Annotated in this window: 13 protein-coding genes; 7 read left to right on the top strand and 6 right to left on the bottom strand. The window is 61.2% G+C overall.

The features are described from left to right. Positions 1-33 precede the first annotated feature (33 nt). The 5 genes from NN484_RS12795 (at position 34) to NN484_RS12775 (ending at position 4,420) form a co-directional block, all read left to right on the top strand. Positions 34-1,191 (top strand): D-alanyl-D-alanine carboxypeptidase family protein, encoded by a 1,158-nt coding sequence (locus NN484_RS12795; RefSeq protein ID WP_025108693.1) that lies wholly within the window; start codon positions 34-36, stop codon positions 1,189-1,191. An 86-nt stretch (positions 1,192-1,277) separates the two neighbouring features. Further along, complete coding sequence (locus NN484_RS12790; RefSeq protein ID WP_027612895.1) at positions 1,278-1,553, top strand: DUF493 domain-containing protein; 276 nt, start codon at positions 1,278-1,280, stop codon at positions 1,551-1,553. Further along, positions 1,553-2,200, top strand: coding sequence for a lipoyl(octanoyl) transferase LipB (gene lipB / locus NN484_RS12785; protein WP_215502214.1), 648 nt, complete (start codon positions 1,553-1,555; stop codon positions 2,198-2,200). The genes NN484_RS12790 and lipB overlap by 1 nt, the downstream gene beginning before the upstream one ends. 25 nt (positions 2,201-2,225) lie before the next feature. Then, positions 2,226-3,224 carry a lipoyl synthase gene (lipA, locus tag NN484_RS12780; RefSeq protein ID WP_160768663.1) on the top strand — a complete coding sequence of 333 codons (999 nt, stop codon included), beginning with the start codon at positions 2,226-2,228 and terminating at the stop codon, positions 3,222-3,224. A gap of 248 nt (positions 3,225-3,472) precedes the next feature. Further along, positions 3,473-4,420, top strand: coding sequence for a S66 peptidase family protein (locus NN484_RS12775; protein ID WP_274659225.1), 948 nt, complete (start codon positions 3,473-3,475; stop codon positions 4,418-4,420). Positions 4,421-4,523: 103 nt separating this feature from the next. Here the strand turns inward: NN484_RS12775 and NN484_RS12770 are convergent, their stop codons facing one another. The 5 genes from NN484_RS12770 to leuS form a co-directional block, all read right to left on the bottom strand. Then, on the bottom strand, positions 4,524-5,846 hold the full coding sequence (locus tag NN484_RS12770; RefSeq protein ID WP_274659224.1) for a lytic murein transglycosylase: 1,323 nt from the start codon (positions 5,844-5,846) through the stop codon (positions 4,524-4,526). Between the two features lie 61 nt (positions 5,847-5,907). Next, the gene (gene arfA / locus NN484_RS12765; RefSeq protein WP_047296807.1) at positions 5,908-6,072 is read right to left on the bottom strand and encodes an alternative ribosome rescue factor ArfA; all 165 of its coding nucleotides are present in this window, start codon (positions 6,070-6,072) and stop codon (positions 5,908-5,910) included. A gap of 174 nt (positions 6,073-6,246) precedes the next feature. Further along, positions 6,247-7,284 carry a DNA polymerase III subunit delta gene (gene holA / locus NN484_RS12760; protein WP_274659223.1) on the bottom strand — a complete coding sequence of 346 codons (1,038 nt, stop codon included), beginning with the start codon at positions 7,282-7,284 and terminating at the stop codon, positions 6,247-6,249. Between the two features lie 39 nt (positions 7,285-7,323). Next, on the bottom strand, positions 7,324-7,929 hold the full coding sequence (locus NN484_RS12755; protein ID WP_127651193.1) for an LPS-assembly lipoprotein LptE: 606 nt from the start codon (positions 7,927-7,929) through the stop codon (positions 7,324-7,326). A gap of 88 nt (positions 7,930-8,017) precedes the next feature. Further along, positions 8,018-10,624 (bottom strand): leucine--tRNA ligase, encoded by a 2,607-nt coding sequence (gene leuS / locus NN484_RS12750; RefSeq protein ID WP_274659222.1) that lies wholly within the window; start codon positions 10,622-10,624, stop codon positions 8,018-8,020. 255 nt (positions 10,625-10,879) lie between these two features. Here leuS and NN484_RS12745 point away from each other — a divergent pair, with 255 nt between their 5' ends. Continuing rightward, positions 10,880-11,203, top strand: coding sequence for a hypothetical protein (locus tag NN484_RS12745; RefSeq protein ID WP_127651191.1), 324 nt, complete (start codon positions 10,880-10,882; stop codon positions 11,201-11,203). Between the two features lie 106 nt (positions 11,204-11,309). Then, positions 11,310-12,071: a YdcF family protein gene (locus NN484_RS12740; protein ID WP_274659221.1), complete on the top strand. Its 762-nt coding sequence runs from the start codon at positions 11,310-11,312 to the stop codon at positions 12,069-12,071. An 86-nt stretch (positions 12,072-12,157) separates the two neighbouring features. Here NN484_RS12740 and lnt read toward each other — a convergent pair whose 3' ends face one another. After that, positions 12,158-13,681, bottom strand: a complete 1,524-nt coding sequence (gene lnt / locus NN484_RS12735) for an apolipoprotein N-acyltransferase (RefSeq protein WP_274659220.1) — start codon at positions 13,679-13,681, stop codon at positions 12,158-12,160. Position 13,682: the final 1 nt, after the last annotated feature.

The following is a 13,682-nucleotide window of genomic DNA, read 5'->3' as shown; positions in this document are numbered from 1 at the left end:
GGGCAAGTTTCCATTAGCGATTTCGAGAGACGGATGAACATCACCACCTTTGCCAAACGCCTGTGTCTGCTAGTCCCGCTGCTCCTCTCGCCTGCCGCCTTCGCGGCCGAGATGATGCCGTCGCCACCTCAACTGGCTGCAAAAGCCTACGTGCTCATGGACGCCAGCAGCGGCAACGTGCTGGTCGAGAACAACGGTGACCAGCGTCTGCCGCCAGCCAGCCTGACCAAACTGATGACCGCGTACATCGCTACGCTGGAAATCCGTCGCGGCCAGATCGGTGAGAACGACCCGGTGACCGTCAGCGAAAACGCCTGGCGTACCGGCGGTTCGCGGATGTTCATCAAAGTCGGCTCGCAAGTGACCGTCAGCGACCTGCTGCACGGCATCATCATTCAGTCCGGCAACGACGCCAGCGTCGCGCTGTCCGAGCACATCGCCGGTAGCGAAGATGCCTTCGCCGACCTGATGAACAAGACCGTTACCGATCTGGGCATGACCAATTCCCACTTCATGAACCCGACCGGTCTGCCGAACCCTGAGCACTACTCGTCGGCGCACGACATGGCGATTCTGGCCCGTGCGATCATCCACGAAGACCCGGCTCACTACGCGATCTACTCGCAGAAAGAGTTCTTCTGGAACGGTATCAAGCAGCCTAACCGCAACCTGCTGTTGTGGCGCGACAAGACTGTTGACGGTCTGAAAACCGGTCACACCGACGAAGCCGGCTACTGCATGGTGTCTTCGGCGGTACGTGACGGCCAGCGTCTGATCGCAGTGGTGTTCGGCACCAACAGCGAAGTGGCCCGTGCCGCTGAAACCCAGAAACTGCTGACCTACGGCTTCCGTTTCTTCGAAACCCAGACCTTCTACCAGAAGGGCACCGAACTGGCGCAAGCCCCGGTGTGGAAGGGCACCACCAGTCAAGTCAAGGCCGGCCTGGCTGAAGACTTGACCATGACCCTGCCAAAAGGCCAGCTGAAAAAGCTCGCTGCCAGCATGACCATGAACCCGCAACTGACCGCGCCAATCGCCAAGGGCGACGTGATCGGTAAAGTCGAAGTGAAACTGGACGACAAAGTGGTGCACAGCGCCGACCTGATCGCCCTGGACGCTGTCGAGGAGGGTGGTATCTTCCGCCGCATGTGGGATAGCATCCGTCTATTCTTCTACGGCTTGTTCAACTGATTTTGTGTTGACCTGCATGGCCCCGCCCCGATCCGGTGCGGGGCCATGTGCGTTACCACGGCTTGCGCTCTAGAGGCCGTTACGCCATGACCGATACCGAAGTAAAGGCGCCAAAGATCGAATTTCCGCAGACTGATTATCCGATTAAGGTGATCAGCGATACGGGCGTCGGCAACAAAGACAAGATCATCGACATCGTCAAGAAACACGCGACCATCAATGATGAGCGCATCGACGAGCGTCAAAGCAGCAACGGCAAATACACCACCATCCAGTTGCACATCGTCGCGACAGACCAGGATCAGCTGTACAACATCAACAGCGAACTGCGGGCTTCCGGCTTCGTACACATGGTGTTGTGATGCAGGGCACGCTGGGCTTTCGCGAACTTGGCCAGATGGCTTACGAGCCGGTCTGGCATGCCATGCAACGCTTCACCAACGAACGGGGCAGCAATGCCGCCGACGAAGTCTGGCTGGTCGAGCACCCTCCGGTGTTTACCCAGGGCCAGGCCGGCAAGGCCGAACACTTGCTGCTGCCGGGGGATATCCCGGTGGTGCAGGTCGATCGTGGCGGGCAGGTGACTTATCATGGCCCAGGCCAATTGGTCGCCTACCTGTTGCTGGACGTGCGCAAGCTGGGGTTCGGCGTACGTGATCTGGTCACGCGCATGGAACAGTGCCTGATCGAACTGCTGGCCAGCTACGGCGTGACCGCCGCAGCCAAGCCAGATGCTCCCGGCGTCTACGTCGACGGAGCGAAAATCGCTTCTCTGGGTTTGCGGATTCGCCACGGTTGCTCCTTTCATGGCCTGGCCCTGAACGTGGATATGAACCTGGAGCCGTTTCGACGGATTAATCCCTGCGGCTATGCCGGGCTGGCGATGACCCAGCTGAGCGATCACGCAGGATCGATTGAATTTGCCGAGGTAAGTGCCCGGCTGCGCGCGCAGCTCGTCAAACACCTCGACTATGCTGAGCAGACGACCCTGACGGGCGGAATCGACTGATATGACTACTGATGCAGTGCAAACCATGATCCCGACGCTCGACGTGACCGAGCGCCCGGCCCCGCGTCCCAAGGTTGAAGCCGGCGTCAAGCTGCGCGGCGCCGAGAAGGTTGCACGCATCCCGGTAAAGATCATTCCGACCACCGAACTGCCGAAGAAGCCTGACTGGATTCGTGTACGCATCCCGGTTTCGCCGGAAGTCGACCGTATCAAGAGCCTGCTGCGCAAGCACAAGCTGCACAGCGTCTGCGAAGAAGCGTCCTGCCCGAACCTGGGCGAGTGCTTCTCCGGCGGCACCGCGACCTTCATGATCATGGGCGACATCTGCACCCGTCGCTGCCCGTTCTGCGACGTCGGCCACGGCCGTCCGAAGCCTCTGGACGTCAACGAGCCGGAAAGCCTGGCGATCGCCATCGCTGACCTGAAGCTCAAGTACGTAGTGATCACCTCGGTTGACCGCGACGACCTGCGTGACGGCGGTGCCCAGCACTTTGCCGACTGCATCCGCGAAATCCGCAAGCTGTCGCCGAACGTGCAGCTGGAGACCCTGGTCCCGGACTACCGTGGCCGCATGGACATCGCGCTGGAAATCACCGCCGCCGAGCCGCCGGATGTGTTCAACCACAACCTGGAAACCGTGCCGCGCCTGTACAAGGCTGCGCGTCCGGGTTCGGACTACCAGTGGTCGCTGACCCTGCTGCAGCGCTTCAAGCAGATGATGCCGCACATCCCGACCAAATCCGGCCTGATGCTGGGCCTGGGCGAGACGGACGAGGAAGTCATCGAAGTCATGAAGCGCATGCGCGAACACGACATCGATATGCTGACCCTCGGCCAGTACCTGCAACCGTCCCGCAGCCACTTGCCGGTGCAGCGTTTCGTGCACCCGGACACCTTCGCCTGGTTCGCCGAGGAAGGTTACAAGATGGGCTTCAAGAACGTTGCTTCCGGCCCGCTGGTACGTTCGTCGTACCACGCTGACGAACAGGCGAAACTGGTCAAGGCCGAGCTGCTCGGTTCTTGATTCAGCGCTGAACGCCTCTGAAAATACCCGCCTTGGCGGGTATTTTTGTTTGGGCTGGTTTACCTCCGAACCCTGTGGCGAGGGAGCTTGCTCCCGTTGGGTTGGGCAGCGAGCCCAAGTTTTTGGGACTGCTTCGCACTCCAGCGGGAGCAAGCTCCCTCGCCACAGGTTATTGGGTAGTCTCAGCTCTTTTGTTTATTTCTGTTCCTGACTACTGTGTGTGCATGAATTCGCAGGGAGACCCATGGATGACCGTTCGACCGACTCACACCCTCGTTGCGCACAAACCGGTGCCGGCGCTGCCGCCAGAAGGGCTGATTGGCGTGATCGCCCCCGCCGGGCCCGGTGCCTTGGACACCGACAAGGCTGTGCAGTGGATGCGTGCCCGGGGTTACCAGTTGCGGGTGTTTCCCGGTGTCTACGAGAAGGACGGCTATCTGGCCGGCAGCGACGACGTACGCCTCAATGACCTGCACGCGGCGTTCGCTGACCCCGAGGTCGACGCGATCATCTGCCTGCGCGGTGGCTACGGCACGCCACGTCTGCTGGACCGGATCGACTTCGACCTGTTGAGCCGCCACGCCAAGCCTTTTGTCGGCTACAGCGACATCACCGCGCTGCATCTGGCGATCAGTCGCTACGCCGGGTTCGTGACCTTTCACGGCCCGTTGCTCAATGCCGACCTGCTGGGCGACAAGGAGCCGCCGACCGTCACGTCATTCTTCGCCATGCTTCGCGGTCAATTGAAGGCGGGGAGTGTGCTGAGCCATCCGGTGGCTTATCCGTTGACCACCGTGGAGCCCGGCATCGCCCATGGGCGGCTGCTGGGCGGCAATCTGGCGATGATTGCCGCGACGCTGGGCACGCCTTACGAAATCGACGTGGAAGGCGTGATTCTGCTGATCGAGGACGTCAACGAGCCGCTGTACAGGATCGACCGCTTGCTCACGCAGATGCGTCTGGCCGGCAAACTGGCCAGGTTGCGTGGGGTGCTGGTCGGTGATGTGGCCGGGGTGGATATCGACGCGTTGAACCGCTTGCTCAAGCAGACCTTCGAACCGTTGCGGATCCCGGTGTTGTCCGGCTGGCGCAGTGGGCATTGCGATCCGAACCTGACGCTGCCGATGGGCGCGTTGGTAAGGCTGGATGCGGGGAAGAAGGAGTTGATGCTGGAGCAGGATGTGGTCACCCGATAATGCGGGGGTGAAGCAAAAAGATCGCAGCCTTCGGCAGCTCCTACAGGGTAAACATCAATCCCGTGTAGGAGCTGCCGAAGGCTGCGATCTTTTGATTTTTGCTTTATTGGGTCCGCAGGCTCTCAAGCAGCTTATGCGTCGGATACCCGTCCGCCGGCCAGCCAAACGCCTGCTGTGCACTGCGAATCGCTTTACGCGTATTTGCACCGATGATCCCGTCCGCCGTGCCTGCATCGTAATTGCGCGCACTCAGCAGGGTCTGCAGTTCGATGCGCTCGGTGCGGCTCAATGGCAGATCATCTTTTGGCCAGGTGCCATTGATCAGCCCACCACCGTTGAAACGTTCGGACAGCAGGCTCACCGCCAATGCATAGGACGACGAGTTGTTGTACTTGAGGATCGCCCGGAAGTTGTCGAGGATCAGGAACGCCGGGCCGCGATAGCCGGCCGGCAGCAGCAGGGCCGCGGAGAGCTGTTCCGAACCGGCCGGGGCCTGACCGCCATTGGGCAGGATCACGCCCAATTGACGCCATTCGGCAACGCTCTTGCGAATCGCGCCATCGGCCAGGGTGTAATTGAAACCGCTCGGCAGTTGCACTTCGAAGCCCCACGGCTGACCGCGCTGCCAGCCGGAGCTTTGCAGGTAGTGCGCGGTGGACGCCAGCGCATCGGCGGGGCTGCCCCAGATGTCGCGGCGACCGTCACCGTCGAAGTCCACGGCATGGGTGTTGTAGGTGGTCGGAATGAACTGGGTCTGGCCCATCGCGCCGGCCCACGAGCCCAACATCTTCTCCGGGGTGATATCGCCTTGTTGCAGGATCTGCAGCGCCGCGATCAGTTGTGCATGGGCAAAGCCCGGGCGACGGCCTTCGTAGGCCAGGGTCGCCAGCGAGTTGATCACTGACTTGGTGCCCTGGAACTGGCCGAAATTGCTTTCCATGCCCCACACCGATACCAGCGCCTGACGGTCGACGCCATAACGCTGCTCGATGCTTTGCAGGATGTCGGCGTACTGACTGATCAGCGCCTGGCCCTTGCGCACCCGCAGCGGCGACAGGGCACCATCGAGGTATTCCCACACCGGGCGAGAGAATTCCGGCTGACTGCGGTCGGCTTTGATAACACTGGCATCGAAGCTGACATTGGCAAAGGCGCGATCGAACAGGTCAGCGCGGATCCCGGCTGCCAGCGCATCTTTGCGGAAACCTGCCTGCCATTCGGCGAAGGTCTGGGTCGGCTGGATATCGAGATTGTCACCTGATGGCACTACCGGCGGGATGATGGCCGGGGCGGTGACTGCAGGGGCGGTCTGTAACGGTTGCGCATCGGCGGCGGTCGGTTTTTCCGCACAGGCGACAAGCAGAATGAAGCTGGAGGCAGCGATCAGTTGGCGAATGGGCCAACGACGGGAAAGACTGAAGGGCATGCACAGTTCCAGGGAATACGAATCAGGTGCAGACCTTAACATGAGCGAGGGGTACTGCGCTTCAGGCAGCCAGAAAGTAAGAAGCCTCCCAGCTGTCAGACTGGAAGGCTTCGCGACGGTAGCTGCCTTTGCCCTTGCTTGGTCGTTCCTGGCGGCTGCGGAACAGGGGTTGGGCGACGATGGATTTGGCCTTGTTCGGGCCATGTTTTGATGGCTTTTTGCTCATGATGGATCTCTCGATGGGTGGGGGTTGCGCGGAAAATAATCTGCCGATGTCGGGCGTCTGTCTATAGGGCAAATGCAGGTTTTTTTGTAGGAAAACAAGATCAAAAGATCGCAGCGTGCCGCAGCTCCTACAGGGATTAGTGTAGGAGCTGCCGGAGGCTGCGATCTTTTGAGCTTATTCGGCAGGCAATGACAGGCGTTGGCCAGCCATCAACAACGCCAATCGGCTCAGGCTCATCCACGGCGAACCGGCGGCCTGGCCCTTGATTTGCGCATCGATGCGCTGGGCTTCGAGCAGCAATTGCGCCCAGCGTTGCGCCGAGTAGCGTTGCAAGGCCTTGCTCATCAGCGGTTTGCGCTTGTCCCAGACCGGTGGCTTCGACTGGCTGAAGCACTTGTCCAGCGGTGTGCCCTGGCTGTATTGCAATGAGATATTGGCCAACAGGCGCAACTCCCGCGCCAGCGCCCAGAGAATCACCGGTGGCTCGACGCCTTCACCGCGCAGGCCTTCGAGCATGCGCAGCGCATGGGCCGGTTCGCCGTTGAGCACGGCGTCGGTCAGGCCGAACACATCGAAGCGGGCACTGTCGGCCACTGCGGCCTGCACGGTTTCGACGGTGAGCTGTCCACCTTCGGCCATCAGCTTGAGCTTTTCGATTTCCTGCGCGGCGGCGAGCAGGTTGCCCTCGACGCGGGCGGCAATCAGTTCGACGGCGTCCTGACTGGCGGATAACCCGGCCTGCGACAGACGTTGACGAATCCAGCTCGGTAGCTGATTGGCGTCCACCGGCCAGATCTGGATGAACTGGGTCTGCTGACCTTCGACCAGCGCCTTGCCCCACTTGGTCTTCTGTGCGCTGCCATCGAGCTTGGGCAGGCTGATCAGCAGCACCGTGTCTTCGGCGGGGCGCGAGCAGTATTCGATCAGTGCGGCAGCGCCCTTGTCACCGGGCTTTCCCGAAGGCAGGCGCAGTTCCAGCAGACGTTTTTCGGCAAACAGCGACATGCTGGCACCGGCCTGCAGCAACGTACCCCAATCGAAATTGGCGTCGGCGGCGAACACTTGGCGTTCGTCGAAACCTTGCTGGCGGGCAGCACTGCGGATGGCGTCGGCAGCTTCCTGGCACAGCAGCGGGTCATCGCCACTGATGATATAGACGGGCGCAAGCGCGCCTTGCAGGTGTTTGCCGAGTTGAGCGGGAGCGAGCTTCATAAGAAGGGGCGAACGGGGCGCCTGAGCGCCCCGTACGTCTTACTGCTGCGGTACTTCGAGCGGCGACTGACGCGGGGTTTCCGCTTCAGCCTTCTGTGCCGCCTTCAGCGCATCGGCTTCGGCTCTTGCCCGGTCGTTGGCTGCTTGCTGCAATTGCTGCAGTTGGCCTGGAGTCAGCTGTTGCAGGCGCAGCATCATGCGCTGAACCAGCTCGCGACGGGTTTCGCGACGGGCGTCGTTGGCTTCCTGATCGGAGCCGACGAGGTTGTTGCCGTCGTGAATGAACACTTTCTGCACTTCGAGCTTGTCGCTCAGCAGATTCAGGTTGTGTTCGCCGACGATGTCGTAGTTCAGAACGGTGTTGACCTGATACTCGCCAGTACGGCCAGCGCCGGCGTAGCTGAGGATACGCTGGCTTTCCTGCTCGTCAGACAGGTACAGCTTGTACGGTGCACCGTTGTAAACCTTGACGCCGCTGGACTCGAGCACTTGACGCAGTTGGGTGACAGTCTCGCCATAGGCGTTGCGGGCGCCCAGATCAAGTTCCTTGATCGTCAGTTCGTTGGTGCCGGTGCCACGCAGCTGGAAACCGCAGGCGCTCAGCAGAACAGCCAGGCCCATCACCAGCAGATTGCGTTTGATCATTGTGTTGCTCCCCTTGAAACCATGTGGGCCGACCCTGCGGCCCGAAAGGTTTTACAGAGCGCCAGGCAGACCGGGCGCTCAATCCAATTTAGCTGGCGACGATGTTGACCAGTTTGCCTGGTACGACGATCACTTTGCGAATGGTCAGACCGTCGACGAAACGCAGGACGTTTTCGTTGGCACGGGCCGCCGCTTCGACTTCTTCGCGCGTCGCGCTGGCCGGCATGTCGATCTGGCCGCGCAGCTTGCCATTGACTTGAATGACCAGTTGCAGGCTGTCCTGTACCAGGGCGCTTTCATCGACCGCTGGCCATCCGGCATCGATCACGGCGTTGGCATGACCCAGTTGCTTCCACAGCTCGTGGCTGATGTGCGGCGTGATCGGGGCCAGCAGCAGCGTGACGGCTTCCAGGCCTTCGTGAATCAGCGCGCGATCCTGTTCGGTAGCTTGCGCAGCTTTCTCCAGCACGTTCATCAGCGTCATCACCTGAGCGATGGCAGTGTTGAATTTGTGGTTCTGGCCGACGTCGTGGCTGGCCTGCTTGATGGCCAGGTGGATGGCGCGGCGAACGGCTTTCTGCTCGTCGTTAAGGCCGGCGATGTCCAGTTTGCCCGGCAGGCCCTGAGTCACGTGGGCCTGCGCCAGACGCCAGACGCGCTTGAGGAAGCGGTGCGAGCCTTCAACGCCGGAGTCGGACCATTCGGCGCTCATGTCTGGCGGCGAGGCGAACATCATGAACAGGCGGCAGGTGTCGGCGCCGAACTGATCGATCATCGACTGTGGGTCGACGCCGTTGTTCTTCGACTTGGCCATTTTTTCGGTGCCACCGATTTCCACCGGCAAGCCGTCGGTTTTCAGTTTGGCGCTGATGACCTTGGCCTTGCTGTCACGCTCCAGTTCCACGTCCGCCGGGTTGAACCAGGTGTAGGCACCATTGGCTTCGCGACGGTAGTAGGTCTCGGCGATCACCATGCCTTGGGTCAGCAGGTTCTTGAACGGCTCGTTGGAGCTCACCAGGCCTTCGTCGCGCATCAGCTTGTGGAAGAAGCGCGCGTACAGCAGGTGGAGAATGGCGTGCTCGATACCGCCGATGTACTGATCCACCGGCAGCCAGTGGTCGGCTGCGGATTTTTCCACCAGGCCACCTTCGAAGTGCGGCGAGGCGTAGCGGGCGTAGTACCACGAGGACTCGACGAAGGTGTCCATGGTGTCGGTTTCACGCTTGGCCGGCTGGCCGCATTTCGGGCAGCTGCACTCGTAGAATTCCGGCATGCGTGCCAGCGGCGAACCAGCGCCGTCCGGCACCACGTCTTCCGGCAGCACCACCGGCAACTGGTCTTCCGGCACCGGCACGTCACCGCAAGTGGTGCAGTGGATGATCGGGATCGGGCAGCCCCAGTAGCGCTGACGGCTGATGCCCCAGTCGCGCAGGCGGAACTGGGTGCGCGAGGCACCGAGGTTTTTCTTGATCAGGGCGACTTCCATGGCGTCGAACGCGCCGGTGAAGTCCAGGCCGTCGAATTCGCCGGAGTTGATCAGCGTACCGTGCTCGCCGTAAGCGTCTTGCCACGGGGCCGGGTTGGTGTCGCCGGAGCTGGTACGCACCACCGACTTCACCGGCAGGTTGTACTTGTGAGCGAATTCGAAATCGCGCTCGTCGTGAGCCGGTACTGCCATCACGGCGCCGTCGCCGTAATGCATCAGCACGTAGTTGGCGACCCACACCGGCAGTTTTTCGCCGGTCAGCGGGTGCTCGACGAACAGGCCGGTCGGCAGGCCTTTCTTCTCTTGAGTGGCGACATCGGCTTCGGCCACGCTGCCGCCCTTGCATTCAGCGATGAACGCTTGCAGCTCAGGGTTGTTCTGCGCCGCGAGGCTGGCCAGGTGGTGCTCGGCGGCGACGGCAACGTAGGTCGCGCCCATCAGGGTGTCCGGACGGGTAGTGAAGACTTTGAGGGTGCCTTCTTCGCCGATCGAGTCGACGTTGTACGGGAACTGCACTTCCATGCCGCGGGATTTGCCAATCCAGTTGCGCTGCATGGTCTTGACCTGTTCAGGCCAGCCAGTCAGTTCGTCGAGGCTCTCCAGCAGCTCATCCGCGTAAGCGGTGATCTTGAAGTAGTACATCGGGATTTCGCGCTTTTCGATCAGCGCGCCGGAACGCCAGCCGCGACCGTCGATCACCTGTTCGTTGGCCAGCACGGTCTGGTCGACCGGGTCCCAGTTCACGGTGCCGTTCTTGCGGTAGATCACGCCTTTTTCGAACAGGCGAGTGAACAGCCATTGTTCCCAGCGGTAGTAGTCTGGCTTGCAGGTGGTCACTTCACGGGACCAGTCCACCGCCAGGCCCAGGCTGCGCAGCTGGGACTTCATGTAGGCGATGTTTTCGTAGGTCCACTTGGCGGGCGCCACGTTGTTCTTCATCGCGGCGTTTTCCGCCGGCATGCCGAAGGCGTCCCAACCCATCGGTTGCAGGACGTTCTTGCCTTGCATGCGCTGGTAGCGGGAGATCACGTCGCCGATGGTGTAGTTGCGCACGTGCCCCATGTGTAGCTTGCCGCTGGGGTAAGGGAACATCGACAGGCAGTAGTAGGTCTCCTTGCCTGGCTGTTCACTGACTTCAAAGGACTTTTGCTCGTCCCAGAACGACTGGGCGGCGGCTTCGATTTCACGGGGCTGATATTGTTCGTGCATGGCTACTTTTGTACTGGATAGGGGTGGCCTAATCCTCTTCAACGCGCCATCCGGGGATGATCCGGACGAGCTGGAAGTGGAATTACAGGAAGCGCCGTAGCATACATGACCGCGCTTGGCCTAGGGAAACCCTGATTACAGCTGTTTGGCCGGTCAAAAACATGGCGAGGGCCGTTGGTCGCGGCGTGCAGCCGGTTTGTGCAGCGAAGCTAAGCTCTTATTGGGGAGTGAGTCTTATCTTCAATGAGGTGAGGGATGGTGGAGCAACGGCAAAAAAACGTGACGAAACCCGAGTTGTACGAACGGTTGATGGATCGTCTGGGCATGGCTCTGGACGCTGCCAAAACCGCTGGCCGGCTGCGCGATGAGCGCCCCTTGGAACTGGAATTGCGTGGCTTGAGTCCCGCCGAGTTCAAACTGGTCAAGGCCTATCTGGATCGCAGTGAGCGTGAAACGCATGGATACCTGTCGCAGGCAGTGAAACAGCTCGATGCAGCACATTCAGCCAAGGTCATCTGGCTCAAGGACAAGGCGCCCGGCAGAGACACCGTCAAGGTTCGTTCTGTACAGGCCAAGTAAACGCATGGCAGGTCAAAAAACGGATCTTTTTCAACGCGATCCGACCCTACCGGTTGTAACGCTTTATTAACACTCTTAGGCTTCGGGCATCTCTGGAGATGCCCCGATGCCTTTTCGTTATTTCATCAAACAACTTTTATTGCCGCCTGGCATTCTTTTGCTGCTGTTGCTGGTTGCGTGGTGGCTGCGCCGCTCCCGGCCGCGGCTGGCCGGCCTGTGTTTTGCCATGGGGCTGGGTGGTTTCTGGCTGATGAGCCTGCCGGTGGTCGTGCAGTGGGGTGCCAAAGCGCTGGAGCGTGAACCGCCGCTGCCTCGTGATGCGTGGACGGCGCTGGCGCAGCGGGCCGATGCCATCGTGGTGCTGGGTTCTGGCCGTGAGCGTGGCGATCTGGCCTGGGGCGAGGATCAGCCGACGGGCGTGGGGCTGGAGCGTCAGCGCTATGCCGCGCGGCTGACCAAGGCGTCCGGGCTGCCGATCCTGACCAGCGGCGGTTTGCATTACGGCACGCCGCCGACCGAGGCGAAGCTGATGGCCGATTCGCTGCTCGATGATTTCGGCGTGACCACGCGCTGGCAGGAAGGTGAAAGCCGTACTACCTGGGAGAATGCCAAATTCAGCGCCGACATCTTGTTACCCCAAGGCATCAAGCGCGTCGTGGTGGTAACGCAGGCCTGGCACATGCCACGCGCTGTGTGGTGTTTTCAGCAGGCAGGATTCGAAGTGGTGCCGGCGCCTGTAGGGTTCCTCGGGACCGATAATGCGCGACCGTTCGGTGGCTGGCTGCCGGAGTTCAAGTCGATCTGGCAGAGCGGGCAGTTGCTGAATGAGGCGGTGGGGCAGGTGGGGTATTCGCTTTTTTACCGCTGAAGATCAAAAGATTGCAGCTTTCGGCAGCTCCTACAGAGGATGTGTGATGCTTCTGTAGGAATTGCCGAAGGCTGCGATCTTTGCTTTTAAAGGGTTTTCGACATCCGGCTCGCCATCAGTGCCCAGCCAAACAGCAGCACGCAGACGATGATCAGCGGCCACGAGCGCCATTGCAGGTACGGCGTCAGGTTGTGCATCGGCACCACTTCGCCATACAGGATGCCCTGCTCGAACTGTGGGATCTGCTCGGTGATCTGCCCGAACGGGTTGATCAGCCCGGTCACGCCGTTGTTGGTGGCGCGGATCATCCAGCGGCCCGCTTCAAGTGCGCGCATCTGCGCCATCTGCAGGTGTTGCAGCGGCCCGATCGAGGTGCCGAACCAGGTGTCGTTGCTGATCGTCAGCAGCAGATCACTGCGTGCCGACAGGCCGGCAGCGAACTCCGGGTACACCACTTCGTAACAGATGAACGGCGCAATCTGGTAACCCTTGGCCTGCAGCAATGGCTGATCCGCGGGGCCGCGAGCGAAGTCGGACATCGGCAAGTCGAAGAATGCGATCAAACCGCGCAACAGATCCTGCAACGGCACGTATTCGCCGAACGGCACCAGTTTCTGCTTGAGGTAGGTGCCATCGCCTTCGCCGACCACGGTGATGCCGTTGAAGAAGCGTTTTTCGTGGTGGACCATCTCGCGGATTGGCACACCGGTGATCAGCGCCGATTTACGCTCGGCGGCGAAGGTGCCCATCATGTTCAGGTAGCCCTCGGCGGACTCCTTGAGTACCGGCACGGCGGTTTCCGGCCAGATCAGCAGGTCCACCCGCTTGGAGTGCAAACTCAGGTCGCGGTACAACGCCAGTTGCGCGTTGAGCTGCGCCGGGTCCCACTTCATGCTTTGTTCGACGTTGCCCTGAATAGCGGCAACGCTCAGAGCCGGACCGGACGGACTGGTCCAGGCGTGGCCCTTGAGGGCAATGCCGGCGACCCACGGCCCGACCAGCAACAGCAGGCCCGCGGCGATAAAGCCTTTGCGACCGCTGCTCAGCAGGCGAGGTGCGTTGTAGATCAGTGCCGCGGTCAGGGCCAATACGAAGGACACCAGCCACATGCCGCCGACCGGTGCCAGCCCGGACAGCGGGCCGTCGAGTTGGCTGTAACCGGAGTAGAGCCACGGGAAGCCGGTGAGGAACCAGCCGCGAAACGCTTCCTGGCCTACCCACAACGCAGCGAACGCCAGCGCGTCGGCCAGCGGTGCCTCGTTGCGGCGTAGCCAGCGCGCCCAGACCCATGCGGGCAGGGCGAAGAAAAACGCGATCGCTGCGGTAAACAGCAGCATCAGGAACCCAGCCAGCAGCACGGATGCGCCACCGAAATGGTGGATGCTGTAATAGATCCAGCTGGTGCCGGCGCCAAACAGGCCGAAACCGAAGCACCAGCCACGGCCCAGCGCCTGACGCGGGCTCAGCTCGCGCAAACCGGCATAGAACAAGCCGACCGCCAGCAGAGCCAGCGGCCAGATGTTGAACGGCGCGAGAGCGAAGGTGGTGATTGCACCGGCCGCCACGGCCAGCAGATTACCGGGCCAGCCGGGGCGGGTTGTCCAGCGCATT

Source organism: Pseudomonas serboccidentalis, assembly GCF_028830055.1.
Classification (GTDB): Bacteria; Pseudomonadota; Gammaproteobacteria; order Pseudomonadales; family Pseudomonadaceae; genus Aquipseudomonas; species Aquipseudomonas serboccidentalis.
This window is presented reverse-complemented; position numbering and strand designations above follow the sequence as displayed.